This is a genomic window from Phenylobacterium immobile (ATCC 35973), assembly GCF_001375595.1.
In the GTDB taxonomy this organism is placed as follows: Bacteria; Pseudomonadota; Alphaproteobacteria; order Caulobacterales; family Caulobacteraceae; genus Phenylobacterium; species Phenylobacterium immobile.
The window spans coordinates 1,416,425-1,440,017 of sequence record NZ_CVJQ01000001.1; the positions used below are offsets into that span (position 1 = coordinate 1,416,425).

Here is a 23,593-nt window from a genome sequence, read left to right on the forward strand (position 1 = left end):
CTCGAATTTTGGTGTGGAGCTTTCCATGAGAGCGGATGTCGAGGCTGCCAAGGCCGACATCGAGCAGTCGATCGAACTGCTCAGGAGGCGTCTTTGACTGGGAGCCTGCCTTACGAAAACTGGACGAACTGAACGCCCGCGTGGAGAATCCCAGCCTTTGGGATAACGCCACGGAAGCCCAAGCGCTGATGCGCGAACGCACACGCCTGGCGGCCTCCGTCGAAGCTGTGACGAGCCTGGGCCGCGATCTGGCGGACGCCATCGGCTATGCCGAAATGGCGGACGAGGAGAACGACGAGGCCTCTCTCGAGGAGGCGCGCGCCCAGTTGCGCGCCATCCGCGAACGCGCCGGTCGCGCCGAGCTTGAGGCGCTGCTGTCCGGCGAGGCCGACGGCAACGACGCCTTTGTCGAGATCAACTCCGGCGCTGGCGGCACCGAGTCCAACGACTGGGCCGGCATGCTCCTGCGGATGTACTCGCGCTGGGCGCAGCAGCACGGCATGACGGTCGAGTTCCTCGAGGAAACTTCCGGCGAACAGGCTGGCATCAAGTCGGTCACCCTCCAGGTAAAGGGAACCAACGCCTACGGCTGGTTGAAGACCGAGGCAGGTGTCCACCGGCTCGTGCGGATTTCCCCCTACGACGCCGCCGCGAAGCGCCACACGAGCTTCGCCTCGGTCTGGGTCTATCCGGTGGTCGATGACACGATCGAGATCGAGATCAATCCGTCCGACGTGCGCACTGACACCTACCGGGCGTCCGGCGCAGGCGGTCAGCACATCAATAAAACCGACTCTGCGGTGCGTCTGACTCACATCCCGACCGGCGTGGCGGTGGCTTGCCAGGCCGGGCGCTCGCAGCATCAGAACCGGGAAGAAGCCTGGAAGATGCTGCGCGCTCGGCTCTACGAGCTTGAGCTGCAAAAGCGGGAAGCGGCGCAGCAGGCCCTCGAGGACCAGAAGACGGACATCGGGTGGGGCCACCAGATTCGATCCTACGTCCTGCAGCCGTATCAGATGGTGAAGGACCTCAGGACCGAGGTCGAAACCTCCGACACGCAAGGCGTGCTCGACGGTGATCTCGACGCCTTCATGGGCGCATCGCTCGCCCAGCGTGTCGGCGTGACTCGGGACGCTGTGGACTAGACGATGATCGTCGAGTCCGCGCGCGAAGATGATCTTGAGGCGCTGCTGTACCTCTACCGCGAGTTGAGCTCGCACGACGAGCGGCCCGCCGATCCGGCGCCCATCTGGGCGAAGCTGCTCGCCTGTGAGCAGACCCAGGTCCTCGTTGGCCGCCTGGGCGACTCGGTCGTTGCGACCTGCATGCTGACCATCGTCCCCAACCTTACCCGACGGGGTCGTTCTTACAGCGTGATCGAGAATGTCGTCACAAGGGCCGATCACCGTGGCCAGGGCCTTGGCCGGGCTCTGCTGGCGACTGCCGTCGAGCGGGCCTGGGCGGCGGATTGCTACAAGGTTTGCTTGTCGACCGGCCGACCGGAGACCGTGGCCTTCTACGAAGCCTGCGGGTTCGCCGCCAACACCAAGGATTTCCTGGAAATCCGCCGACCTTGAGCGGACCTAGCAGCAACGCTCCGCCGTCAGGGGCGCGAGGGTGTCCAATCCATGATCCGCCGTGGCTAACTCCAAGCGCTTGGCGACGAGCCGGGCGGTGACGGAGGTCACCCCTAAGGCTTCACGCAGCTCCGCAGTATTGACGCGATCAGCGTCCGCAAGGGCGAGGAAGATCGCCTTCAGCCAGGTGGTGAGCGGCAGCTTCGAATTCTCGAAAATCATGCCCTGGCGCACAGTGAACTGCCGATTGCAGGGCACGCAGTTCTTAAGGCCGTAACGGACCCGTTTAGCGGGGTTCGGTCGGATAGACTGGATCAAGTCGGCTTCGCCGCAGCGTGGGCAAACCGGGCCGCTCGGCCAGACCAGGGACTCGACGAAGACATAGGCCGCGGCTTCATCGCGGAAGCAGGATTGTTCGAAGGCTAGCGCAGAAGAAATCATGTTGCGGAAAGCCCCATGGAATCGTCTCGGCACAGACGAAAATAATTCCTAGCACCTTGTTATATTTAGCGCTTGTCGCAAGGGGCATGACAAGGCCGCACGGCTCTAGCCCAGCATATCGCCCGCACGTACGAAGCGCACCGGGTTTTGCGCACGTCCGTTCACCCAGATTTCGTAGTGCAAGTGTGTGCCCGTGGAGCGACCGGTCGAGCCCATGCCGCCAATCCTCTGCCCCAGCGCGACGCGCTGGCCGGGTCGGACGTTGATCGCCTTCAGGTGCGCATAGCGGGTTTTGAAGCCGCTGCCGTGATCCACCTCGATGGTGGCGCCATAGCCCGAGCGGACACCGGTGAACGAAACGACGCCGGGTCCGGTCACATAGATCGGCGTCATGGTCGCGCCGGCGAAATCTAGGCCCGAGTGCAGGGCTGGGCGGCGAGTGAAAGGATCGCTGCGGACGCCGAAGCCGCTGGTCTGCTGGGCGCCATGCGTCGGACGCTCAAAGGGAAGCCGCTGGGAAGCAGCGGCCATGGCCTGGGTTTCCGACATGTCCCTGGCCGCATTCTGGATGCGCGCGGCGAAATCCTCGTCGATATCGAGGACGGCGGCCAGGGCCCGGGAGTCCTTCGCCTCAATCAACGGGCCTCCCAACGATCCGCGCGGCATGTAGGCGCTGGGTGTCAGGCCAGCCATGCGGAACACCAGCCGCAGGCGTTCGGCGCGGCTTTTGGCGAAGCCGTCGGCGGCCTCAAGCAGCTCCTCCTGGCTCAGGCGCACCAGTTCCAGACGTCGCGCGGGGGCCGCGTTCTGACCTGCCGCGAGGGCCCGGCTGATGGTGGGCGTCAGCGCTTCGGCCGCGCCAGGCGCGCCTTTCAGTTCGGTGAGGAGAAGGGCTAGCGCCGCATGGCGCTTTTCGACGTTCTCGGCGAGGTCGACGCTCGAGCCAGACGCGGCGTTCAATTGGGTGACGGCGGCGTTCAGACGCGCCTGGCGATCAGCGATCCAGCGCTCGTACTTGGCCTGGGTGCGAACGGCGTCCCGTTCGGCGGCGGACGCCGACATCATGCTGACCAGCATCGCCGCGGTGCAGACGCCCATCCACATGGCTGCGCCGGCCGCCACGCCGGCGACGGCCAGTTGCCGGCCGGGCGTGAGCACGAGGCCCTTCATCTGGCCGCCGGAGCGCACATAGATGTGCCGCTCAGGGAACCATGCTTCCAGCCTGGCGCGCAGGCGGGCGAAACGGCTCATAGACTAGTTAAACCCCGTCCCCGTCAGAGCGGGAGATATGCAACGACAAATTAACCAGTGGCAAGTCGCGCGTGATTCGCGGGCTAGAGGGCCTTGGCGGCGGCCAGCACCTGGGCGGCGTGGTTGGCCACCTTCACCTTGCGCCAGATCTTCTTCACGACGCCGTCCTGGACCAGGAAGGTGGAGCGATCGATGCCCATGTACTGTCGGCCGTACAGGCTTTTCTCCACCCAGGAGCCATAGGCCGCGATGACCGCGCCCTCTGGGTCGGAACCCAGCGGAATCGCCAGGTCATACTTCGCGGCGAAGCTTGTGTGCCGCTTCACACTATCTTTGGAGACGCCGATGACGGCGACGCCGGCCTGGGCGAACTCGCCCGCCAACGCTGTGAAATCCTGCGCCTCACGCGTGCAGCCGGGCGTGTCATCTTTCGGATAGAAGTAGAGGACCAGCGTCTTCCCGGCGAACTGAGCCAGGCTGACCGCGCCGTCTTTGGTTTCGAGCGTGAAATCGGGGGCGGTGTCGCCCTCGGCGGGTCCGTTCATAGGGCTCTCCATCAGACTGGCTTGACCAGGACGATCTTCTTCTTGCCGGCGGCCAGCTTCAATACGCCCTCGCTGAGGTCCGCCGTGGTTACGAGGCGGTTCGCGTCAGCCTCGGTCTTGTCGTTCAGCCGCAGTCCGCCACCCTGCGCCAGGCGACGGGCTTCGCCGCGCGATCCGGCCAGACCCGCCACGTCTGCGAAAAGCTGCGCGAGCGTTACGCCGGCCTCAAGGTCGCCGGACGCGATCTCGACTGTAGGCAGGCCCAATGAAAGCGCGCCGTCGACAAAGGCGGCCTGCGCCGCGGCCGCGGCCGCGTCGGCCGCGTCCTGGCCGTGAAGCATGCGCGTCGCCTCATTGGCCAGCACCTTCTTGGCTTCGTTGATCTCGGCGCCGGGGAGGGCCTCCAGGCGGGCAATTTCCGCTAGGGGGATGTCAGTGTAGAGCTTCATGAACCGTCCGACGTCAGCGTCTTCGGTGTTCCGCCAGAACTGCCAGTAGTCGTAGGGGCTCAGCATGTCGGCGTTCAGCCAGACGGCCCCTTGCGCGGTCTTACCCATCTTAGCGCCAGAGGCCGTGGCGAGGAGCGGCGTCGTCAGCCCGAACGCCGGCTTCTGATCGACACGCCGGATCAACTCCACGCCGTTCAGAATGTTGCCCCATTGGTCCGATCCGCCCATCTGCAGGACGCAGCCGTATCGGCGCGAAAGCTCCAGGTAGTCGGTCGCCTGCATGAGCATGTAGTTGAATTCTATGAAGGTAAGGGGCTGTTCGCGATCCAGCCTCAGCTTCACGCTATCGAATGCGAGCATACGGTTGATCGTGAAATGCACGCCGTATTCACGCAGAAAGTCGATGTAGCCAAGCTTTGACAGCCACTCGTCGTTATCGACCAGGATGGCGTCATTCGGTCCGTCGCCGAAGGTCAGGAACTTGCCGAAGGCCTGACGGATCGAGGCGATGTTCGCCTGGATCTCGTCGTGGCTGCGCAGTTGGCGTGTCTCGTCCTTGCCAGACGGATCGCCAACTTTCGTAGTGCCGCCTCCGACGATGACAATCGGCTTATGGCCGGCCTGCTGCAGCCGACGCAGCATCATGATCGTGATCAGATTGCCGACATGCAGGCTGGGCGCCGTCGCGTCGTAGCCGATGTAGCCGGTGATCACGCCTTTCGACGCAGCCTGATCGAGTTCCTCCGGATGGGTGATCTGGTGAATGTAGCCGCGAGCCTGCATCGTTTGCAGGAACTCGGACTTGAAGGCGGCGTCAGTCATCGTCTCAAACTCTTCATCGGCGGGCGCTGCGCTTTAGCACGGCGCGGTTTACGTTATCGAGGCCGACTTATGGGAGAAAAGGCGCCGGCCAACAGGCGGGCGCGAGGGATCGGCCGCCAGCTCTAGGAGCGGCGGTAATAGGCGCGCGAGGTAGGGGCGTTTCCGATCATCGCGGCTAGCTAGGCCGCCTGCGCCATGGCAGTCAAGACGCATGCGCGTACTTGGATTCATGACCGGAACTTCGCTGGACGCCGTCGACATGGCGATCCTGGAGACTGACGGCGAGACGATCTCGGCCTTCGGTCCGGCGGGGGAACGCAAGCTCACCGAAGAGACCCGCGCCGCGGCTCTGGCGGCTACGAACGACGCCCGTCATTGGACGCGCGGCGCGCCGGAGCCGGCGTCCTTCGGCCCGGCCGCGCGCGCCGTGGCGCAGGAGCATTTCGCGGCGGCTGAGGGCTTCCTGGCCGCCCATGGCCTGACCTGGGCGGACATCGACCTGATGGGCATGCACGGCCAGACGGTCCTGCACGAGCGCCCGGGGCCAGATCGCATCGGCCGCACTGTGCAACTGGCCGACGCTCAGGCCCTGGCCAGCGCGACGGGCGTGCCGGTCGCCTTTGATTTCCGCACCGCCGATGTCGCCGCGGGCGGCGAGGGCGCGCCGCTGGCTCCAATCTACCATCTCGCTCGCGCCCAGGCCTCCGGCCTGTCGGCGCCCCTGGCCGTGCTGAACGTCGGCGGCGTCGCCAACATCACCTTCTGGGGCGGCGGGGACGACATCGCCGCCTTCGACACCGGGCCGGGCAACGGCATGATCGATTTACTGGTGCAAGCCCGTGGCGCGGGGCGCTTTGACGATGGCGGCCGGTTGGCCGGCGCGGGGAGGGCGGATGAGGCCGTCCTCGCCGGCCTTCTGGCCCATCCCTATTTCCGCGCGCCGGCGCCGAAATCCCTGGACCGCTATGATTTCTCGTTGGAGACGCTGTCGCCGCTCAGCCTGGAGGACGCCTGCGCCACCCTCGTCGCCTTCACCGCACAGTCCGTGAAGGCTGGCTTCGACCTGATGGGACAGGATGCGGCGGAGGTCATCGTCTGCGGCGGCGGTCGATTGAACCCGCAGATCATGGGCGCCCTGGCCGAGCGTCTGCCCTCCCGCGTCCTGCCGGCTGAGGCCCACGGCTGGCGCGGCGACGCTATTGAGGCTGAGGCCTTCGCCTATCTCGCCGCCCGCACGGCGCGAGGTCTGCCGCTATCTTACCCAAAGACCACCGGCGTCGCCCGTCCGATGACCGGCGGCCGGATCGTGAGACCCTAGCCTTCACGCAGCAGCGGCAGAGCCAAGCCTGAGACCGGTCGTTCCGCCAGGATTTCCCGCCGGAAGCGGAACAACTCGGCAGGTCTCCCGCCAGTCTCCGAGTCCATGCGGCCAAGGCCCTCGACCAGGCCGCCCCGCTCAAGCGCCCGCCGGAAGTTCTGCTTGTGCAGCGGCACCCCGGCGATCGCCTCGACCGCCTTCTGCAGGGCCGACAGGGTGAAGGCCTCCGGCATCAGTTCGAACACCACTGGTCGGTACTTCAGCTTACCGCGCAGACGCGAGAGCGCCGTCGCCAGAATCCGGCGGTGATCCGATAGCATCGGCTCGCCGAGGGCCGCAGCCAAAGGGCCGTCCATCGGCTCGGCGGATTCCGCGCGGTCGCGGGCGGCTTCCTGAGCGAGGCCTGCTTCGTAAAGCAGCTCATAGCGCTCCAGCACCCGTTCCTCGTTCCACGGCGCACCATCAAGTGCGAACAGCAACCGGGCGCGAGCCAGGATCTGGGGCTCCTGAGCCCAGCGACGGAGCGCCGGCTCCAGGAGGTTGAGCGCGGGCGGCCGCCCGCCGCGCCAATCTTCCCATGGGAAGAACCGCGACCAAGGTCGCCAATCAGTGTCAGGCGCGTGGGTCTCCACCGCCGTGGGCGCCAGCGCCAGATAGCCGACCGAGACGATGCGAGAGTCCTGCGGTCCGTCGCCCGAGTGACCGCCCAGGTCGGCGAGGGGTGCGTCGCGTCCGCGGTCGCCAAACGTGTAGAGCTGTTCGACAAAGCCCAGGTCAAATCGCGTCTGCTCGGTCACGAAGGCGCGCATGCCCAGTTCGAAGGTCCGGTGCGCCGTGGGATCGAACGGGCCGAAGGGCAGGCCGGTGGCCTCCGCGCCGCGCGGCCGGTGGGTCAAGACGAGCGCGTCGGCGTCCTTGACCGCAACAACCACCGCCGACAGGCCGATGACGATCTGGGCGTCCATCCTGGCTATGCCGGATTGGCTGGCTGCACGGGCGCGTAGCCGGCGGCGTCCGACAGCACATGGTAGCGCTGGACATAGCGGTCTTGCGCTTCACGCACCGACCAGGGCTCGATCTCGAGCGCGTATCCGACCGGGGGGGCGCCGAAGAAACTCAGCGCCTCGGCATGGCTGAAGCCGGCCAGTTGCACCGCCTCGTAAAAGGCGCAGGCGTGATCAGCCTGTTTGATCAGCTTCTTGATATCGCCGGGGATCTTAGCGGGTAGACCGAAGCGCGTATGGATGGCGCTCTCAAGCCGATCCTCGAAGCGCCGGTAGTCCAGGCCGAGCGCCGCCTTGAACGGCGAGATCATGTCGCCAATCACATATTCGGGGGCGTCATGCAGCAAGGCCGCCAGCCGCCAGCGCGGCTCTATTTCCGGCTGGATATGCGCGCAGAGGTCCTCGACGACGATGGAATGCTGGGCGACGGAAAAGCCATGGTCACCCACAGTCTGGCCGTTCCAGCGCGCCACCCGCGCGAGCCCCTGGGCGATGTCCTCGATTTCGATGTCCATGGGCGAGGGATCGAGCAAGTCGAGGCGGCGGCCGGACAGCATGCGTTGCCAGGCGCGCAGCTCGCGCGATTTGCCGCTGGAAGCTTTGCTATTGGCGCCTTGCAGCCCTTTGGTCACGAGCGCATTTTCCTCCAAGGCAAAGGTCTGAACTGACCGAGGCGGCCGAGAAAAGCAATGCGGACCCCGATCTCGGGATCCTCTCGGCAAGTGGGTTTTACGACGAAAGGGAGATTGCTCGCATGAGTTGGGCCAACATCATGGCGCCCCTATCCGGGCGAGACGACGACAAGGTGGTGCTGGACACCGCCGCCGCCCTCGCAAGCGCACACGGCGCAAACCTGGTCGGGGTCTTTACGCCGCCCGACGTCGCAAGCGTCACGCCCTGGATCGGCGACAACTACATGGGCGTGGCCCAGGCCAGCGCGATCGAATCCCTGCAGCAAGCCGCCGCCGCCGGCGAGCAGGCCGCCCGCGCGACCTTTGGCGAATCTGGCGAAAAGCGCCGCTTCGTCGCCCTAGATGAGCCGATCCAGGTCGGCCTGGCCGCCTTCGCCCGGCTGAGCGATGTCGTGGTCTTCACCGACGCGTCCGCGCGCGGTCGCGGGCCTTTGAGCGAGGCCTTTCAGCAGATCCTCGTGAGCGAGCAGCGGCCCGTCTACATCACCCGCGGCGGCTATAGCGCCGGCGCAACCATCGCCGTCGCCTGGGACGGCGGCAAGGAGGCCTCCCGTGCGGCGCGCCTGGCCTTGCCTCTCCTCGAGTCGGCGGGAAAGGTCGTGCTCCTAAGCGCGCCGGCCGCGATCACGCGGCAAATCGATCCCGAAGCGCTGCAGGCCTACTATGCGGCTAGGGGCGTCCAGAGCGAGGTCAAGATCCTCGCCTCCACGGGAGAAGTCGCGCCCGCACTGCTTCAGGCCGCGCAGGACGCCGGCGCCGACGTTCTAGTTGCAGGGGCCTTTGGTCACTCACGCTTGCAAGAGTTCATCTTCGGCGGCTCCACGCGGACCTTCCTCAACACCGACGGCCCCTCGCTGTTCCTGTCGCACTAACCGCCGGAGTTCAGTTCATGTCCCTTTCCCAGATCGTCATGCGGCTGGCCCGCAATCCCGGCACTGAGTTCGCCGGGGGCGACGACCACCGCGGCTATGCGCTCACCGCACCCCTGACAGACGACGGCATGCTCGACGAGGCGGCGTACGCCAAGGCGCGCGACAAGTGCGTCGTACGCCGCTTCACGCCGGACGAGGACGCTGTCGATGGCCGGCTCGCCCGGCGCGGTTCCCGCTGGTTCTTTGATTATGACGAGGATGACGCCGCCGACGACGAGCCAGTCCATCGCCTTGGCGAGCACCGGTTCGCCGTGGGCGAATACGTCACCGTCACCGACGAGGACGGCCGCCCTTTGACCTACAAGGTCGTCGAGGTTCGCGCGACCGCTTGAAGCGCGGCGCCTAGAGGCCGGCGTTCATCCGCACCAGCCGCTCGACGTCTTCCTTGACGTCGAGATGGTCGATGGCGTCGGCCTTGGCGGTGAAGGCTGCGACCACCAAGGGTCCGCTCTTCGGCCCGGCGGCCTCATAGCCCACGGCGCGATAGCCGTTCTCCACCTGGTCGCCCGCCAGCATAAAGCTCGCGCGATAGCCGTTTTTAGTCGGCGAGAGGGATTGGCCCTTCAGACGCACATCACGGCTGGAGCGCACCTCGGCGCCGCCGTTATCCGCTTGGATGGTGACAGGGCCGACCTTGATCTCGGCGTGTTCGTCTTCGCCGTTGGCGCGCACATGCAGGCCCGGTAGATCGACGGCTGTGTCAGCGCTCATAGGCGATTGGGATGCGACCTGGGCGCCTGCCTTGGCGCGCAACTGTGCCTCAACGGGCTCAAGCGCAGCGGCGGGCGAGCCCGCGACATTCGTCAGGGCCATAGACATCTCAAGCCCGCCAGCGCCGGTATAGACGCAGGATCGACCGTCGGCGGACGCGGAGACACGCGTCAGTCGCCCCGACGTCTGCGGGCAGTCGAGGCGAGTAATCGGCTTGGCGGGTTGGCATGCAGCCAGGGCGGGGAGGGCGGCCAGGGCCGCAATCAGGACGGGCGCTTTCATGGCGCCAGAGTTCGCGCCGTGCCCGCCCGCCGTCGAGTGAATTCGCGGTAAGGCCTAGTCCTTGGCCCGGGCTTCGCCGTTTTCGATGTCGGAATAGCCCAAGTCTTCAAGGTCGTCGTCAGCGAGACCCTTGGACTGGAAGTCGGTCACGTCGTCTTCGCCGCCTTCAACGAGATCGGCGTCGGCCACTTCGTCCAGGCCCTCGATCTGACCTGCCGAAAGCGCGTCCTCGTCGAAGCTGTCCTCGTCGCCCAGGCCGTCGATGTCGTCCTCGCGCTCGGCGTCGGCGGCGTGATAGTCAAGTTCGTCGTCTTCTTCGATGTCGACCTCATCCAGGAGACTGTCGGTGAATTCATCGGCGTCCAGCGCCAGAGCCTCGTCTTCGTCACGGTCGCCGTCGGCGCGGGTGACGTCCATAAGTTCCGGCAACTCCTCGAAGGTGCGCCGTTCAGAGAACTGCATCTCGTCGTCGGTCATCGTCTCGTCGAGGGTCTCGGCGCGATCCTGATCGTCGAAGCCTTCCTGGGGTTCGGGGTAGTCGGCGCCGGTCATGGCTTGAAAGCTCCGTAGCGGTTCGCCGCCTCGTGCGGCCTAGCTCCCTGAACTCCGCCGCCAGGGTGTCGTTCCGATACGAGCTGTTCACAATCAGCGGCGCTTGAAAGCCGGGACTTAGCGGTCTAGGCGAAGCCATGCCCATCAAGCTGGATCGCCGGACCCTCTACATCATCGTCGGCGCGGCTGTGGCCGTGCTGGCGGGCTGCCTGATCGCCATGGCCTTGATCGGCTCGCACGACGAGATCGCCGATCCGGCGCCGCCGGCTTCGCAAGGCGGTCTGGTCATCGACTCCAGCGACGCAGGCGGAGATGGCGGGCTCGACCCGGCGCGCCCGCTGCGCTGCTTCGTCGCCGGTCAGTTTGTGGGTGAGCTGACCCTGTCAGACTGCGCCGAGCGCAACGGTGTCGCCAGCGGCGCGCTCGACGTCGGCATCGATCAGACGGGCGCCTTGGCTGCTAGCCCGGAGGCGGGTTCGATCCTGACGCCGCTGCCGCCTGAGGAAGGGGAGGCCGTCCCGTCCCCCGCCCAGGCGCCGGTCGTCGAAGCTGAAAGCTATGACTACGCGCCCACGGGTCCTTGCTGGCGCTATGTCGACAATCACTGGAGCCGCTTGCCTGGCGACCAGACGCTCGCGGCGTGCGTGCAGACCTTGTTCTCAGGGCGTTGCGAGAATCGCGGACGCGCCAGCTATGGCCGCTGGATGCAGCAAACCTTGCGGCTGGCGCCCGGCCGCGTCGAGATTTCGGGCGATAACCGCAGCTTCCGCCTGTTGGTCGAGCAGACGGACGACTGCGCCATCCCGTCGCTGTAGCCGCCCAAAACCCTCGCACAGAGCCGGCGGGCGCCCTAGATTGGAAGGCATGATCCGCACCGCCCTGATCGCCGCCGCCGTCCTATCACTCGGTCTGGCCGCTTGCGCCAAGCGCACTGAGCCGCCTGGCGACCTGAAGATCTGCTACCATGTCGTTCCGGAAAAGGACGGCAAGCTGCGCTTCAACAAGCTGGTTGAGACCCCGAATCTTGAGACCTGCGCCGCCAACCTCGAGGCCATGCGCATCAAGTTCCTGCGTCTGGGCGGCAGCCAACAGGAGATCTACGGCGCCTACCAAGCGAATTTCCTCTTCCTGCAGAGCGAAGGGGTGTTCACCTCGACTTCGCTGGAAGGCGCCCGCTACGTCGCGCTGGTGCGGACCGGCGACGGCCGTCTCGCCATTCCCGGGGCCATGCCGCCCGTCAAATAGGCTGTGGACGACGATGCTCGGACGTGAACATAGTAAGAACATTAACCTTGTTCGCGGCGCCGACGCAGTCTAACGTCGACGTGGGCATCAGCCCGCGAACACGAGAATTTAGGGACAGCACATGGCGGGCAGCGTCAACAAAGTCATCCTCGTCGGCAACCTGGGCGCCGATCCTGAAATCCGCAGCCTCAACTCTGGGGATCGGGTCGCGAACCTGCGCATAGCCACGTCTGAAACCTGGCGTGACCGTTCGACGGGTGAGCGCAAGGAAAAGACCGAGTGGCACCGCGTGGTGGTCTTCAACGACAATCTGGTGAAGGTCTGCGAGCAGTACCTGCGCAAGGGTTCGAAGATCTATCTCGAAGGCTCGATCCAGACCCGCAAGTGGACTGACCAGTCCGGCCAGGAGAAGTTCTCCACCGAGATCGTCCTGCAGAAGTTCCGCGGCGAACTGACCATGCTTGATGGCCGCGCTGGCGGTGAAGAAGGCGGCGGCGGTTACGGCGGCGGCTTTAGCGCCGGTGGCGGCGACGACTATGGCCAACCCGCGCGCAGGCCCGCCATGGCCGGCGCCAAGGAAGACTTCAGCAAGGACCTGGACGACGAAATCCCGTTCTAGGTGTTCTCGTTCTATTTCCCGGTGGCCCACAGACCGCCGCGATCCAGCCGGCATGCCGACAATCTGAACCGCCGCGTGATCGCACATCGCGGCGGCGATGTCGCCAGTCGCCATCACGTCGAGACGCCCGTCGATCGCCATGTCCTAGCCCAATCGGAGGATGTTTCGCGCGTGCGCACGCGCGTATGTGCGCGAGGGTGGTTTATAGGCACTGCCCCTGCTAACTTGGCGGACGCATAACCCGCGCGATTCTAACGGTTAGATCCCCGACTTGAGCGATCAGAACACGACCCCACCGGAAGAACGGCCCGGGGGCATCGCCCCTATCGCCATCGAGGACGAACTGAAGCGTTCGTATCTCGACTACGCCATGAGCGTGATCGTCAGTCGCGCCCTACCTGACGTCCGTGACGGCCTGAAACCGGTGCACCGCCGAATTCTGTTCTCGATGGGTGAGCAGAACCACACGCCGGACCGTAGCTATGTGAAGTCGGCCCGCGTCGTCGGCGACGTGATGGGTAAGTACCACCCGCATGGCGACCAGGCGATCTACGACACCATGGTCCGCATGGCGCAGCCGTTCTCGATGAACCTGCTGCTCATCGACGGCCAGGGCAATTTCGGCTCCGTCGACAACGATCCGGCGGCGGCCATGCGCTACACCGAAAGCCGCATGACGCGGGCGGCCATGGCGATCCTGGCCGACCTCGACAAGGATACGGTCGACTTCAAAGAAAACTACGACGGCTCCGAGAAGGAGCCTTCGGTCCTGCCGTCGCGCATCCCGAACCTGTTGGTCAATGGCGCGGGCGGCATCGCCGTCGGCATGGCCACCAATATCCCGCCGCATAACCTCGGCGAGGTGGTCGAGGCCTGCCTGGCCTACGTCGATAATCCGGCGATCGGCCTCGATGAGTTGCTCGACATCGTTCCGGGCCCCGACTTCCCGACCGGCGGCCAAATTGTCGGCCGCACGGGCGCGCGCACGGCGCTGATGACCGGCCGCGGTTCGGTGATCATGCGCGGCATCGCCTCTGTCGAGGAGCTCAGGAAGGATCGCGAGGCGATCATCATCACCGCCATTCCCTTCCAGGTGAACAAGGCGGCGCTGGTGGAACGGATCGCCGAGCTGGTGCGTGAGAAACGCATCGAAGGCGTCTCGGACCTGCGCGACGAGAGCGATCGTGACGGCATGCGGATCGTCATCGAGCTGAAGCGTGACGCGTCAGGCGACGTGATCCTCAACCAGCTCTATCGCTACACCGCCCTGCAGTCGTCCTTCGGCGTGAACATGCTGGCGCTGAACCGCGGCCGGCCCGAGCAGATGGGTCTGTTCGACATGATCCGGGCCTTCGTCGACTTCCGCGAGGAAGTGGTCGTCCGGCGCATCAAGTATGAGCTCAGCAAGGCTCGGGACCGAGGCCACGTCTTGGTCGGCCTGGCTATCGCCGTCGCCAATATCGACGAATTCATCCACATCATCCGCTCGTCCAAGGATCCGGCCGAGGCTCGCGAACGCCTGGTCGCCAAGGACTGGCCGGCGGGCGACATGCTGCCCTTGGTGGAGCTGATCGCCGATCCGCGCACCCTGGTGCTGGATGCGCCTGATGGATCGGGCCGGTTGATCCGGCTGTCGGAGGAACAGGCGCGCGCCATCCTGGCGCTGACCCTGTCGCGTCTCACCGGCCTGGGCCGCGAGGAGATCTTCGGCGAGGCCAATGAGCTGGCTGGCGCCATCGCTGGTCACCTGGAAGTCCTGTCGTCACGCGACAAGATCATGGGCATCGTCCGCCAGGAACTGGAGGAGGTGAAGACCGCCTTCGCCGTGCCGCGTCGCACCGAGATCATCGACGGCGACGCCGACGTCGAGGACGAAGACCTGATCGTCCGTGAGGAGATGGTCATCACCGTCACCCACGGCGGCTATGTGAAGCGCACGCCGCTCGCGATCTATCGGACCCAGCATCGCGGCGGCAAAGGCCGTTCCGGGATGTCGACGAAGGACGAGGACGCCGTCACCCGCGTGTTCTCGGCCAGCACGCACACGCCGCTCCTGTTCTTCTCCTCAGGCGGCAAGGCCTACAAGCTTAAGGCCTGGCGTCTGCCCGTCGGCACGCCGACCTCGCGCGGCAAGGCCTGGGTCAATCTTCTGCCGATCGAGCCCGGGGAGAGCATCACCTCGATCCTGTCGTTGCCGGAAGACGAGGCGACCTGGGATCAGTATGACGTGATGTTCGCCACGCGCTCGGGCAACGTCCGGCGCAACAAGCTCAGCGACTTCGTACAGATCAACCGCAACGGTAAGATCGCCATGAAGCTCGACGAAGGCGACGCCATCGTCGATGTGGGCGTCTGCAACGCACAGGTGAACGACGTCCTGCTGACCACAGCGGTCGGTCGCTGCATCCGCTTTGCTGTGGGTGACGTTCGGGTGTTCGCCGGCCGCGATTCCACCGGCGTGCGCGGCATCCGGCTCGCCGAGGGCGACCGCGTCATCTCCATGGCTATCCTGCACAGCGTGGACGCCACGCCGCAGGAACGCCTGGCCTATCTCAAGCACGCCCGGGCGATGCAGATCGCCCGTGGCGAGGCTGTCGACGGCGAGGACGCCGCAACGCCGGCCGACGAAGATGAGGCCGAAGTCGTCGACGGCGAAGCTCCGATCAGCCCTGAACGGATCGGTATCCTTGAGGGCAGCGAGCAGATGATCCTGACGGTCTCGACCGAAGGCTTCGGCAAACGCACCTCTGCTTATGACTATCGGCGCACCGGCCGCGGCGGCCAGGGCCTGATCGCCCAGGACCTGACCAAGCGGGGCGGCCGCTTGGCTGCGTCCTTCCCGGTGGATGAGGCCGACGAGATCCTGCTGGTCACCGATCAGGGGCAACTGATCCGCACGCGTGTGGCCCAGGTGCGCATCGCCGGCCGCAATACCCAAGGCGTGACCATTTTCCGCACCGGCGCCGACGAGCATGTCGTCTCGGTCGAACGGCTGGCGGACGCCGGAGGTGACGCGCCCGACGACGAGATCGACATGGGTCCGATCAGCGACGCCCCGGGAGATCCAGGTGAGGGCTAGGGCAGGCCTGACTTGTGGCTTGCCAGCCCGCGTTGTGGAGGCGCCAAGTTCGCGTCGGGGTATTTAAGGGGGCAGGTATGGGGCGCGTTGGGCTCTATCCGGGTACGTTCGATCCGATCCATAGCGGCCATCTCGACCTGATCGAGCGGGCGACGAAACTCGTCGACAAGCTGGTTATCGGCGTGGCTATCAACGCCTCGAAGAGTCCGCTGTTCACGCTGGATGAACGCGTTGAGATCGTCCGTGAGGCGGTCGAGCCTTTGGCGGGGACAACCGAGGTCATCGTCACGCCGTTCGAGGGGCTCACCGTCCAGTTCGCCCGCGAAGTCGGGGCCTCGATCATTGTACGTGGACTGCGCGCCGCTCCGGACTTCGAGTACGAATTCCAGATGACGGCGATGAACCACCAGCTCGACCGAGACATCGAGACGGTTTTCTTGATGGCGGACTTCCGTTACCAGGCGATCGCGTCGCGGCTGGTGAAGGAGATCGCCGCGCTGGGCGGAGACGTCTCGAAGTTCGTGAACCCGTCGATCCGCGCGGCGCTGCTGTCCAAGGTCGGCCGCCACTGAGGGGCCATCATCGAGGTTGAATGCGGGTTTCCCTTTCCGCCGCCTCACACTAGGTACGCAGGGATGATCGCCAAGACCCTGATCGCCGCCGCCGGGATGGCCCTAGCGGCCAACGCCGTCGCCCAACCGGCGGCGGCGCCGCGCCCTGCGCCACGCCCCGCCTCCAGCACGGCCGACTGGCGCACGCCAGACCCCGACGACCTGATGATCATCGACACCAACAAGGGCCGGGTCATTGTCGAGATCGTGCCGGAGGTCGCGCCGGCGGCGGCGGAACGCGTCAAGGCGCTGACCCGGTTGCACTTCTACGACGGCCTCACCTTCTTTCGGGTGATCGAGGGCTTTATGGCCCAGACCGGCGACCCGAAGAACGATGGATCCGGCGAGTCCGAGCTGCCGAACCTCACTCAGGAATTCACCTTCCGGCAGGGCGCGGGCGGCCCCTTCGTCATGGTCGTCGACCAGACTGTCCTTGAGCACGGCTTCGTCAAGTCGCTGCCGGTTCGCAGCCAATCCAGCAGGCTGGCCATCGCCACCCGTGACGGCAAGGTGCAGGCCATGGGCCTCTTCTGCAAAGGCACGGCGGGCATGGCCCGCGCAGCTGAGCCGGATACAGGCAACAGCCAATTTTATCTCATGCGTGATGACTACCCACGCCTCGACGGCCGCTATACCCCCTGGGGGCGGATCATCTCCGGCCAAGAGGTGGTGAACGCCATCAAGGTCGGCGAACCCGTGGCCGACCCCCGTGACCACATGACGACTGTACGCTTAGCCTCAGAATTGAAGCTAGCCGATCGGCCGAAGGTGCGCGTCATCGATCCCGCGAGCGCTTGGTTCAAGGCCGAGGCCGTGCGGATCGCGACCGAGAAAGGGCCGGCGTTTACGGCCTGCGACATCGACATTCCTGCAGAGGTTAAATGACTATGGCTGACGATTCCGAGAACACGTTGATCCTGACGCTCGACACCGGCGCAGTGACGATCCGTCTGAGGCCTGACCTGGCCCCGGGCCATGTCGAGCGGATTAAGGAACTTGCCCGCGAGGGCTTCTACGACGGCGTGGTCTTCCACCGCGTCATCCCGGGCTTCATGGCCCAGGGCGGCGATCCGACCGGCACCGGCGGCGGCGGCTCGCCCAAGCCGAACCTGAAGGCTGAATTCAACCGCGAACCCCATGTCCGCGGTGTCTGCTCGATGGCCCGCACACCCGATCCGAATTCGGCGAACAGCCAGTTCTTCATTTGCTTCGATGATGCGCGCTTCCTGGACGGCCAGTACACCGTGTGGGGCGAAGTCACCCACGGCATGGACGCCGTTGACGCTTTGCCGGTGGGCGAACCGCCGACGTCGCCGGGCAAGATCGTCTCGGCTCGGGTCGGCGCCGACGTCTAAGGGCGTAGCCAATGGCGCCGCGGCTCAAGGTTTTCGTCACGTCTGATGGCCTGACGGACTATGTGGTCGCGGCGTCCTCGCGCACGAAGGCGCTTGCCGCCTGGGGCACGCACCAGGATCTCTTCAAGACCGGTCTTGCCCATGAGACTGATGACGCCGTCCTGGTGAAGGCGGCGCAGGCGCAGCCCGAGACGGTGCTGCGTCGCCCGGCGGGATCGCGCCAGGTGCTGGCTGCGCTGAAGCCGGCGCGGAAGGCCGCCGCCAAGCCGGCCGGTCCGACCAAGGCGCAATTGGACAAGGTCGCCCGCCTAGAAGCGCGGCGCGACGCCCTGGATCGGGACCATCGCGCCGCTCTGGACAGGCTGGACGCCCAACGCGCCGCCTTGGAAGACAAGCACGCCGAGGCGCGGCGAGAGGCCGAAGCGGCCTTAGCGGCGGCGCGCGCCGTCGTCCGCGACGCGGGCTGAAAGCGTGACGATCAAGGGGTAGTGGTCCGAGCCGATCCCGCGCGGCCCCCGGCGGACCGCCTCGGTCGCCCAGTGGTCGCCCGCGTAGACGTGGTCTATCGGCAGGAGAGGGATCGGCGCGGGCGCGTTCAGGACGGGCAGCCTGCCGGTGGGCCAACTCGCAACGCCACGATCGCGCCGGAGCAGGCCGAAGACATGGTCCCAGCGCCGTCGCGCGAAAGACCAGGGCGTCGAGTTGAAATCCCCCGCGACGATCGTCGTCGCGGCGGTCTCTTCAGCCAGCAGCGACGCCAGCCGGGTTTCCTGGATCACTTGGTCGGCGTCGGTGGGCCAGGCGTTGTGGACGCCGATCATGGTGAAATCACCGTCGGCGCCGTGAAGGCGCACCCGTGTCGCTGTGCCGATCCGCGCCACGGCGAACGGCCGCTGCTTGGTCAGGATCACGACTTCGCAGTCCGGACAGCTCATCGCCCAGTTTCTTTGCCGTCGCAGCGCCGCCCGCACCGGCGGGGAGACTTCCTGCAGGACGACGATGTCGGGATCTTCTTCTCGCAGGAACGCCAGCACGCGGCGCACCTGCGGGTTGCCGAACCAGCCGTTAAACTGGACGATCTTCAAGCCTTGCACGCCCGTGGGGGCCGTCCGCCCGGTGTCGCGCAGATACTCCGGCGCGATTGTCGAGGCGGACGCCGTCGCGCCGGCCAGGCAAAAAGCGCAGACCAGCCAGCGGGCGCGGCCGTGCACCATCAGCCCGAGGGCCACACCGGCCAGGGACCCTGCGAGCCAGATGGGCGCGAAGTGGTTCAGCACGTCCCAAGCCAGGCTCCACCGCCCCAGTTGGCCCAGCAGCGCCGCCGCCGCCGCCAGCAGGCAGGGCGCGCTTAGCAGGCCCAGCAGGATCGCGATCGACGCGTTTCGGAGCGACCTCATGGGCCGTCCTAGCATGGGCCGCGCTTGACGCGCATGTCGCGTCGTGGCCTTGAGCCGGCGCCATGCAGCTTGTCGACTTCGATTTCAAACTGCCCGACAGCGCCATTGCGCTGCGTCCCGCCAGCCCGCGCGACTCCGCGCGGCTGCTCGAGGTGAAGGCGGGCGAACCCTTGGCGGATCGCCACGTCCGCGACCTGCCGGATCGCCTGCGCGCCGGCGACATCCTGGTGCTCAACGACACCCGCGTGATCCCGGCCCGCCTGAAGGGCGCGCGGCTGCGCGGCGACAACCAGACGCAGGTCGAAGCGACCCTGCACCGGCGCCTGGGCCAGGACGCCTGGAGCGCCTTCATGCGTCCGGGCAAACGGCTGACGCCCGGCGATCGGATCGTCTTTGCGCCGCTCTATCCTGAGGCGGTCCTCCCAGGTCCGCTGGAGGCTAACATCCGCGCCAAAGGAGAGGGCGGCGAGATCGACCTCGTCTTCGACCTGTCCGGCGCGGCCCTCGACACCGCCATCGCCGCCCATGGCGCGATGCCCCTTCCGCCCTATATCGCCGCCAAGCGTGGCGAGGACGAACGCGACCGCGCCGACTACCAGACTGTCTACGCCGCGGAGGACGGCTCGGTGGCCGCGCCGACCGCGGGCCTGCACTTCACGCCGGAGCTCTTCGCCCGCCTGGCGGAACGCGGCGTCGAGATGGCCTTCGTCACGCTGCATGTGGGCGCCGGCACCTTCCTGCCGGTGAAGACCGAGGATCTGTCCGAACATCGCATGCACGCCGAGTGGGGCGAGATCGACGCCGCCACCGCCCAGCGTCTCACCGCCGCCCGCGCCGCCGGTCGGCGCGTGATCGCCGTCGGGACAACGTCGCTGCGCCTGCTGGAGTCGGCGGCTGACGAGGCGGGCGTGATCCACCCGTTCTGCGATGAGACAGCGATCTTCATCACGCCCGGCTATCGCTTCCGCGCGGTTGATGGGCTCATGACAAACTTCCACCTGCCGAAGTCGACCCTGTTCATGCTGGTGAGCGCCTTCGCAGGCTACGGCGCCATGCGCGAAGCCTACGCCCACGCTATCGCGGCAGGTTACCGCTTCTACTCCTATGGCGACGCGAGCCTACTTTGGAGCGCCGCCTGATGGCGTTCCCGTTCAACATCCAGGCGACAGACGGCGCAGCGCGCACCGGCGTGCTGGAAACTCCCCGTGGAGACATCCGCACCCCGGCCTTCATGCCGGTGGGCACAGCGGCCACCGTCAAGGCGCTCAGCGTCGATCAGGTCCGCGCCGCGGGCTCCGATATCCTGTTGGGCAACACCTACCACCTGATGCTTCGCCCGACAGCCGAGCGGGTGAAGCGACTAGGGGGACTTCATCGGTTCATGCGTTGGAACCGGCCCATCCTGACGGATAGCGGCGGCTTTCAGGTCATGTCCTTGGGCAAGATCTCCAAAGTCACCGAAGACGCGGTGACCTTCCAGAGTCACATCGACGGGTCGCGCCACGCTCTGTCGCCGGAACGTTCGATCGAGATTCAGGCCGACCTGCTGGGTTCGGACATTGTCATGCAGTTGGACGAACTGGTGGCCCTTCCGGCGACGGGAGAACGCGCGGCGGACGCAATGCGGCGTTCCGCCCGTTGGGCCGCACGATCAAAGGCCGCCTTTGGGACGCGAGACCTGCAGGCGCTCTTCGGCATCCAGCAGGGCGGCGTCGATGAGGCGCTGCGTCGCGAATCCGCCGAGCGCCTGCGCGAGATCGGCTTCGACGGCTACGCGATCGGCGGCTTGGCGGTGGGAGAGGGCCATGAAGCCATGTGCGCCGTGCTGGACTATGCGCCGGCCATGATGCCCCGTGAGCGGCCGCGCTACCTGATGGGCGTCGGTAAGCCCATCGACATTGTTGAGGCCGTGTACCGAGGGATCGACATGTTCGACTGCGTTCTGCCCACCCGCTCTGGCCGTCACGGCCAAGCTTGGACCTGGGAGGGCGCGATCAACCTGAAGAACGCCCGGTTCGCCGAGGATGACACGCCGTTGGATTCAGGTGGATCGGTGCCGGCGACCACGGAATACTCGAAGGCCTACTTGCATCACCTCGTGAAATCAGAGGAAATCCTCGGGCAGGTGCTGCTGTCCTGGCACAACATCGCCTTTTTCCAGCAGTTGATGGAGGCTATGCGCCTGGCCATCGCTGAGGGCCGGATGGATGCTTTCCGTCGCGACTTCCGCGCCCGTCAGCGGACGGGATAGCGAGGCTTTCGGCCGCCACCTGAGTTTTGCGCCGGCGGCTGAGGCGACGGGGACGCGGCGGTCGCCGCCTGCTCATGGGCTTGTTGTCGCGCGATGATCTCGGTCATGGCATGTGACGGAGTCGCTGGCGGCCTGCAACTGCGCGCCTCGCCCAGCCCCTTTAGGTAGGCGCGCCGCGTGTACCCGGCGATGATCGCGCTCTGCACGTACTGGTCGTGCTTGTTGGCGCCCGTGACGTAGCGAACCACGCCACGGAATGGGATCAATGCGTCCGAGGCGACACTGGCCATGGCGCCATAGGCTGCCGGGCGCGCCTGGCCGCCGAGGCTTTCATCCACTGCGGATGGCTGGTCGATGTCATCGCCAAGCGCATCATTCAGCGGCCGCAACTGCGCGATCAGATCCGCGCATCGCGTTGAGGGCGGCCGGCGATAGGGGTCGGCGAGCGCATTCACCAATACCGGGGGAACATCCACTCGGACGACATTCAGGTCGCGCAGCGGCGCCTGCGCGGCGCCGGTCAGGCCATCACGATTGGCCTGGGCGGTGGTTTGCACCGGCTTCGGACCAGATGGCCCCTGAGCCAGGGCGGGGAAGGCGGCGATGGCGAGAACAAGGGTGAGCGGAACTGTGCGCATGATGGCCAACCTTAGCAAAGCTGGCGGCGGAGTTAAGGCGCCGGACGCCTTGCGCGTACGGAATGCGGCGTTATGGTCCGCCCCGCTTCGCAAGGCCGTTCGGCCTGACGCTTGAGGGCCGGTAGCTCAGCGGTAGAGCATTCGACTTTTAATCGAATGGTCGTGGGTTCGACCCCCACCCGGCCTACCAAGCAGCGCGAAAGCTAGGCCGCCTTGTGGCGGGGTCGCTGGCGAAGCGACTTCACCCGGGGAAACTCCAACTCGGTCATTGGCTCAGGATTTCCGTAACGCGCCTCGTAGTCGCGCCAATTGTCGAACCACCGACGCGTGACCGTGTCGACGAACGTTTCGGCGGGCGCGTGCGCGGATGCGGATCGGGGCGAAGCGCAGGGGGCAGCGAAACGGCTGGAGATTGTCTGCACAAATCGCCACTTCACCGGTGCGACGCCGCCGTCGTGGGTCAGCACCAGCCCTCGCTGACGTCTCTTGAACAGTCCCCCAAGTCCGCCGCCGGCGGGCGTGTCCGCTAAGAGCGCCGGTCCGCCGTAGATATCTCCGGCGCTGACGATGACGCCCTGTTGGCCACTCCCAGGAACGCGCCGGTGAATCTGGAGTCGTCCGTGGGATCGCGGAAGGTCACGCGATCATTATGCCGCCGCTCGGCCTTTCGAACGGCCGGCCTCTGCCGTCACAAATCTTGGTCGATGGCGAAGAAATCGCAGCTGCCGTGCTGAGTCAGAGTCGTCTAAGTTGCGCCTGCTGCGGCGGGCTACGACGGTCCTCCGGCGCGCCAGTCCCGGCCCCCTTCGGACGGTGGGTCAGAGCGTCTTCGCAAGAGCGCTCTCCCGCCGCAGCGCCTCTATTGCTGTTGCTGGCGCTGGACGTCCTGCAGACGTCCCCCGACGCGACGGCCTCCCGAAGGGATCGCGGCACGGAGGAATTCCGGTTCGGTGGCGGCTGCGCGGGCCTTGCGCACCGTGACCCCGACGGCGAGGGCGCTCTCGGCCTCGCCCTTGTAGACGCCGCGAGAGGGGGGCACGTCGTCGTAGTCGCGACCCACGGCGCAAATGATATGACGTTCGCCGGCGAGGATGTTGTTGGTCGGATCCAGCCCCACCCAACGCAGGCTAGGCAGGAATACCTCGACCCAGGCGTGCGTCGCATCAGGATCGGAACGGTCGCCGCTCTTACGGTCGGTGTGCAGGTAGCCGGAAACGTAGCGGGCGGGCACCCCCCACGCGCGGCAGATGGCGATCATCACGTGGGCGAAGTCCTGGCAGACGCCGCGCCGCGCCGCGAGCGCGTCGTCAATGGGACTCTCCGCATGGGTGACGCCGGCTTCATAGGCGAAGGACTCGTAGATGATCTTCGAGAGTTCGCGCACCGCGGTGAGCGGATCGGCCGCGGTCAGTTCATCGACCTTCTTCTCGGCGACGAAGGCCCGCAGCGCATCGGTCTCAACGGCGAAGCCGTGCGGCTGAAGAAAGTCGAAGCATTCGCCGCGGACGAACTCGGACTTCAGCCTATCCCATTCACCCCAGTCGAGGCCGGCGGGCAGGGGCGAGGGCGGTTGGGTTTCGACGGCCGAGCGGGCGGTGATGGTCAGGCGCTCGTGCGGGTGGGGGACGTCGAAGTGGTAGACGGCGTTTCCGAAAGGATCGGCGTAGCTGAACAGCTGGGCGGCCGGGTCAAGGTCCAGTTCGAAGCTGATCAACCTTTGGCGCGAGCCCTTCTGTGGTTGCATCCAGACCTCCATCACGCTTTCGCGGATCGGAGCGTCGTACTGGTATTGGGTGATGTGGCGGACTTCGAGGAGCAAGGC

General features: G+C 66.1%; 27 protein-coding genes and 1 tRNA gene. 16 read left to right on the forward strand and 12 right to left on the reverse strand.

Going from position 1 to position 23,593, the window contains the following annotated elements; translation table 11 throughout:
* Positions 1 to 25 precede the first annotated feature (25 nt).
* Both prfB and BN1313_RS06905 read left to right on the forward strand, forming a co-directional pair.
* Positions 26 to 1,145, forward strand: a protein-coding gene (gene prfB, locus BN1313_RS06900) for a peptide chain release factor 2 (protein ID WP_141653094.1) whose coding sequence is annotated in 2 segments (ribosomal slippage) — positions 26 to 94 and positions 96 to 1,145 — 1,119 coding nt in all. Because the reading frame shifts where the segments join, the coding sequence is not laid out codon by codon here.
* Between the two features lie 3 nt (positions 1,146 to 1,148).
* Entirely contained in the window at positions 1,149 to 1,577 is a 429-nt protein-coding gene (locus BN1313_RS06905) for a GNAT family N-acetyltransferase (protein ID WP_091738254.1), read from the forward strand.
* A 6-nt stretch (positions 1,578 to 1,583) separates the two neighbouring features.
* Here BN1313_RS06905 and BN1313_RS06910 read toward each other — a convergent pair whose 3' ends face one another.
* The 4 genes from BN1313_RS06910 to tyrS all read right to left on the reverse strand — a co-directional run bounded on the left by BN1313_RS06910 (position 1,584) and on the right by tyrS (position 5,085).
* Positions 1,584 to 2,018 carry a transposase gene (locus BN1313_RS06910; protein ID WP_091738257.1) on the reverse strand — a complete coding sequence of 145 codons (435 nt, stop codon included), beginning with the start codon at positions 2,016 to 2,018 and terminating at the stop codon, positions 1,584 to 1,586.
* Between the two features lie 105 nt (positions 2,019 to 2,123).
* Positions 2,124 to 3,269, reverse strand: a complete 1,146-nt coding sequence (locus BN1313_RS06915) for a M23 family metallopeptidase (RefSeq protein WP_091738260.1) — start codon at positions 3,267 to 3,269, stop codon at positions 2,124 to 2,126.
* A gap of 83 nt (positions 3,270 to 3,352) precedes the next feature.
* Positions 3,353 to 3,814 carry a peroxiredoxin gene (locus tag BN1313_RS06920; protein ID WP_091738263.1) on the reverse strand — a complete coding sequence of 154 codons (462 nt, stop codon included), beginning with the start codon at positions 3,812 to 3,814 and terminating at the stop codon, positions 3,353 to 3,355.
* Positions 3,815 to 3,825: 11 nt separating this feature from the next.
* Entirely contained in the window at positions 3,826 to 5,085 is a 1,260-nt protein-coding gene (gene tyrS / locus BN1313_RS06925) for a tyrosine--tRNA ligase (RefSeq protein ID WP_091738266.1), read from the reverse strand.
* A 211-nt stretch (positions 5,086 to 5,296) separates the two neighbouring features.
* Between tyrS and BN1313_RS06930 the strand changes: the two genes are divergently transcribed.
* A complete protein-coding gene (locus BN1313_RS06930; RefSeq protein WP_091738269.1) occupies positions 5,297 to 6,403 on the forward strand; it encodes an anhydro-N-acetylmuramic acid kinase in 1,107 nt (368 codons plus the stop codon).
* Here BN1313_RS06930 and BN1313_RS06935 read toward each other — a convergent pair.
* Entirely contained in the window at positions 6,400 to 7,368 is a 969-nt protein-coding gene (locus BN1313_RS06935; RefSeq protein ID WP_091738272.1) for an NUDIX hydrolase, read from the reverse strand. The genes BN1313_RS06930 and BN1313_RS06935 overlap by 4 nt on opposite strands.
* Positions 7,369 to 7,373: 5 nt before the next feature.
* Positions 7,374 to 7,964 (reverse strand): HD domain-containing protein, encoded by a 591-nt coding sequence (locus BN1313_RS06940; RefSeq protein WP_091742454.1) that lies wholly within the window; start codon positions 7,962 to 7,964, stop codon positions 7,374 to 7,376.
* A gap of 197 nt (positions 7,965 to 8,161) precedes the next feature.
* Between BN1313_RS06940 and BN1313_RS06945 the strand changes: the two genes are divergently transcribed.
* The gene (locus tag BN1313_RS06945; RefSeq protein ID WP_091738275.1) at positions 8,162 to 8,971 is read left to right on the forward strand and encodes a universal stress protein; all 810 of its coding nucleotides are present in this window, start codon (positions 8,162 to 8,164) and stop codon (positions 8,969 to 8,971) included.
* A 17-nt stretch (positions 8,972 to 8,988) separates the two neighbouring features.
* Complete coding sequence (locus tag BN1313_RS06950; protein WP_091738278.1) at positions 8,989 to 9,363, forward strand: hypothetical protein; 375 nt, start codon at positions 8,989 to 8,991, stop codon at positions 9,361 to 9,363.
* Between the two features lie 10 nt (positions 9,364 to 9,373).
* Here the strand turns inward: BN1313_RS06950 and BN1313_RS06955 are convergent, their stop codons facing one another.
* Positions 9,374 to 10,024 carry a hypothetical protein gene (locus BN1313_RS06955; protein ID WP_091738281.1) on the reverse strand — a complete coding sequence of 217 codons (651 nt, stop codon included), beginning with the start codon at positions 10,022 to 10,024 and terminating at the stop codon, positions 9,374 to 9,376.
* A 54-nt stretch (positions 10,025 to 10,078) separates the two neighbouring features.
* The gene (locus tag BN1313_RS16515; protein ID WP_176695928.1) at positions 10,079 to 10,576 is read right to left on the reverse strand and encodes a primosomal protein; all 498 of its coding nucleotides are present in this window, start codon (positions 10,574 to 10,576) and stop codon (positions 10,079 to 10,081) included.
* 137 nt (positions 10,577 to 10,713) lie between these two features.
* Between BN1313_RS16515 and BN1313_RS06965 the strand changes: the two genes are divergently transcribed.
* The 8 genes from BN1313_RS06965 to BN1313_RS07000 all read left to right on the forward strand — a co-directional run bounded on the left by BN1313_RS06965 (position 10,714) and on the right by BN1313_RS07000 (position 17,952).
* On the forward strand, positions 10,714 to 11,391 hold the full coding sequence (locus BN1313_RS06965) for a hypothetical protein (protein WP_091738284.1): 678 nt from the start codon (positions 10,714 to 10,716) through the stop codon (positions 11,389 to 11,391).
* Positions 11,392 to 11,440: 49 nt separating this feature from the next.
* Complete coding sequence (locus BN1313_RS06970) at positions 11,441 to 11,821, forward strand: hypothetical protein (RefSeq protein ID WP_176695929.1); 381 nt, start codon at positions 11,441 to 11,443, stop codon at positions 11,819 to 11,821.
* A 121-nt stretch (positions 11,822 to 11,942) separates the two neighbouring features.
* Complete coding sequence (gene ssb / locus BN1313_RS06975) at positions 11,943 to 12,440, forward strand: single-stranded DNA-binding protein (RefSeq protein WP_091738287.1); 498 nt, start codon at positions 11,943 to 11,945, stop codon at positions 12,438 to 12,440.
* Positions 12,441 to 12,711: 271 nt separating this feature from the next.
* Positions 12,712 to 15,519 (forward strand): DNA gyrase subunit A, encoded by a 2,808-nt coding sequence (gyrA, locus tag BN1313_RS06980; protein ID WP_091738290.1) that lies wholly within the window; start codon positions 12,712 to 12,714, stop codon positions 15,517 to 15,519.
* 77 nt (positions 15,520 to 15,596) lie between these two features.
* Positions 15,597 to 16,091 carry a pantetheine-phosphate adenylyltransferase gene (gene coaD / locus BN1313_RS06985; protein ID WP_091738293.1) on the forward strand — a complete coding sequence of 165 codons (495 nt, stop codon included), beginning with the start codon at positions 15,597 to 15,599 and terminating at the stop codon, positions 16,089 to 16,091.
* 63 nt (positions 16,092 to 16,154) lie between these two features.
* Positions 16,155 to 17,015: a peptidylprolyl isomerase gene (locus tag BN1313_RS06990; protein WP_091738296.1), complete on the forward strand. Its 861-nt coding sequence runs from the start codon at positions 16,155 to 16,157 to the stop codon at positions 17,013 to 17,015.
* A 2-nt stretch (positions 17,016 to 17,017) separates the two neighbouring features.
* Positions 17,018 to 17,485, forward strand: coding sequence for a peptidylprolyl isomerase (locus tag BN1313_RS06995; RefSeq protein ID WP_091738298.1), 468 nt, complete (start codon positions 17,018 to 17,020; stop codon positions 17,483 to 17,485).
* An 11-nt stretch (positions 17,486 to 17,496) separates the two neighbouring features.
* Positions 17,497 to 17,952, forward strand: coding sequence for a hypothetical protein (locus BN1313_RS07000; protein ID WP_091738301.1), 456 nt, complete (start codon positions 17,497 to 17,499; stop codon positions 17,950 to 17,952).
* Here the strand turns inward: BN1313_RS07000 and BN1313_RS07005 are convergent.
* A complete protein-coding gene (locus tag BN1313_RS07005; RefSeq protein WP_176695930.1) occupies positions 17,914 to 18,882 on the reverse strand; it encodes an endonuclease/exonuclease/phosphatase family protein in 969 nt (322 codons plus the stop codon). The two genes, BN1313_RS07000 and BN1313_RS07005, sit on opposite strands and share 39 nt — an antisense overlap.
* Positions 18,883 to 18,944: 62 nt before the next feature.
* Here BN1313_RS07005 and queA point away from each other — a divergent pair, with 62 nt between their 5' ends.
* Together queA and tgt are read left to right on the forward strand one after the other, a co-directional pair.
* Positions 18,945 to 20,021, forward strand: coding sequence for a tRNA preQ1(34) S-adenosylmethionine ribosyltransferase-isomerase QueA (gene queA, locus BN1313_RS07010; protein ID WP_091738306.1), 1,077 nt, complete (start codon positions 18,945 to 18,947; stop codon positions 20,019 to 20,021).
* On the forward strand, positions 20,018 to 21,133 hold the full coding sequence (tgt, locus tag BN1313_RS07015; RefSeq protein WP_091742460.1) for a tRNA guanosine(34) transglycosylase Tgt: 1,116 nt from the start codon (positions 20,018 to 20,020) through the stop codon (positions 21,131 to 21,133). Before queA ends, tgt begins: the two co-directional genes overlap by 4 nt.
* Here tgt and BN1313_RS07020 read toward each other — a convergent pair.
* A complete protein-coding gene (locus BN1313_RS07020) occupies positions 21,118 to 21,771 on the reverse strand; it encodes a hypothetical protein (RefSeq protein WP_141653096.1) in 654 nt (217 codons plus the stop codon). The genes tgt and BN1313_RS07020 overlap by 16 nt on opposite strands.
* A gap of 115 nt (positions 21,772 to 21,886) precedes the next feature.
* Here BN1313_RS07020 and BN1313_RS07025 point away from each other — a divergent pair.
* Positions 21,887 to 21,961, forward strand: a tRNA-Lys gene (locus tag BN1313_RS07025).
* A gap of 13 nt (positions 21,962 to 21,974) precedes the next feature.
* Here the strand turns inward: BN1313_RS07025 and BN1313_RS07030 are convergent.
* Both BN1313_RS07030 and BN1313_RS07035 read right to left on the reverse strand, forming a co-directional pair.
* Positions 21,975 to 22,238, reverse strand: coding sequence for a hypothetical protein (locus tag BN1313_RS07030; RefSeq protein WP_091738311.1), 264 nt, complete (start codon positions 22,236 to 22,238; stop codon positions 21,975 to 21,977).
* A gap of 392 nt (positions 22,239 to 22,630) precedes the next feature.
* Positions 22,631 to 23,590: a transglutaminase family protein gene (locus BN1313_RS07035; protein WP_091738314.1), complete on the reverse strand. Its 960-nt coding sequence runs from the start codon at positions 23,588 to 23,590 to the stop codon at positions 22,631 to 22,633.
* Between the last annotated feature and the right edge of the window lie 3 nt (positions 23,591 to 23,593).

Bases quoted from the DNA above. Each gene is read 5' to 3' on its own strand.
- BN1313_RS07000 (WP_091738301.1), top strand. From the start codon at position 17,497: ATGGCGCCGCGGCTCAAGGTTTTCGTCACGTCTGATGGCCTGACGGAC.
- BN1313_RS06935 (WP_091738272.1), bottom strand. From the start codon at position 7,368: ATGGACGCCCAGATCGTCATCGGCCTGTCGGCGGTGGTTGTTGCGGTC.
- BN1313_RS06955 (WP_091738281.1), bottom strand. From the start codon at position 10,024: ATGAAAGCGCCCGTCCTGATTGCGGCCCTGGCCGCCCTCCCCGCCCTG.
- BN1313_RS06915 (WP_091738260.1), bottom strand. From the start codon at position 3,269: ATGAGCCGTTTCGCCCGCCTGCGCGCCAGGCTGGAAGCATGGTTCCCT.
- coaD (WP_091738293.1), top strand. From the start codon at position 15,597: ATGGGGCGCGTTGGGCTCTATCCGGGTACGTTCGATCCGATCCATAGC.
- BN1313_RS06990 (WP_091738296.1), top strand. From the start codon at position 16,155: ATGATCGCCAAGACCCTGATCGCCGCCGCCGGGATGGCCCTAGCGGCC.
- BN1313_RS06930 (WP_091738269.1), top strand. From the start codon at position 5,297: ATGCGCGTACTTGGATTCATGACCGGAACTTCGCTGGACGCCGTCGAC.
- BN1313_RS06965 (WP_091738284.1), top strand. From the start codon at position 10,714: ATGCCCATCAAGCTGGATCGCCGGACCCTCTACATCATCGTCGGCGCG.
- BN1313_RS06970 (WP_176695929.1), top strand. From the start codon at position 11,441: ATGATCCGCACCGCCCTGATCGCCGCCGCCGTCCTATCACTCGGTCTG.
- BN1313_RS06945 (WP_091738275.1), top strand. From the start codon at position 8,162: ATGAGTTGGGCCAACATCATGGCGCCCCTATCCGGGCGAGACGACGAC.
- BN1313_RS06905 (WP_091738254.1), top strand. From the start codon at position 1,149: ATGATCGTCGAGTCCGCGCGCGAAGATGATCTTGAGGCGCTGCTGTAC.
- BN1313_RS06995 (WP_091738298.1), top strand. From the start codon at position 17,018: ATGGCTGACGATTCCGAGAACACGTTGATCCTGACGCTCGACACCGGC.
- BN1313_RS06910 (WP_091738257.1), bottom strand. From the start codon at position 2,018: ATGATTTCTTCTGCGCTAGCCTTCGAACAATCCTGCTTCCGCGATGAA.
- tyrS (WP_091738266.1), bottom strand. From the start codon at position 5,085: ATGACTGACGCCGCCTTCAAGTCCGAGTTCCTGCAAACGATGCAGGCT.
- BN1313_RS06950 (WP_091738278.1), top strand. From the start codon at position 8,989: ATGTCCCTTTCCCAGATCGTCATGCGGCTGGCCCGCAATCCCGGCACT.
- BN1313_RS06940 (WP_091742454.1), bottom strand. From the start codon at position 7,964: ATGCTGTCCGGCCGCCGCCTCGACTTGCTCGATCCCTCGCCCATGGAC.
- BN1313_RS07005 (WP_176695930.1), bottom strand. From the start codon at position 18,882: ATGAGGTCGCTCCGAAACGCGTCGATCGCGATCCTGCTGGGCCTGCTA.
- BN1313_RS06920 (WP_091738263.1), bottom strand. From the start codon at position 3,814: ATGAACGGACCCGCCGAGGGCGACACCGCCCCCGATTTCACGCTCGAA.
- ssb (WP_091738287.1), top strand. From the start codon at position 11,943: ATGGCGGGCAGCGTCAACAAAGTCATCCTCGTCGGCAACCTGGGCGCC.
- queA (WP_091738306.1), top strand. From the start codon at position 18,945: ATGCAGCTTGTCGACTTCGATTTCAAACTGCCCGACAGCGCCATTGCG.
- BN1313_RS07020 (WP_141653096.1), bottom strand. From the start codon at position 21,771: ATGCGCACAGTTCCGCTCACCCTTGTTCTCGCCATCGCCGCCTTCCCC.
- BN1313_RS16515 (WP_176695928.1), bottom strand. From the start codon at position 10,576: ATGACCGGCGCCGACTACCCCGAACCCCAGGAAGGCTTCGACGATCAG.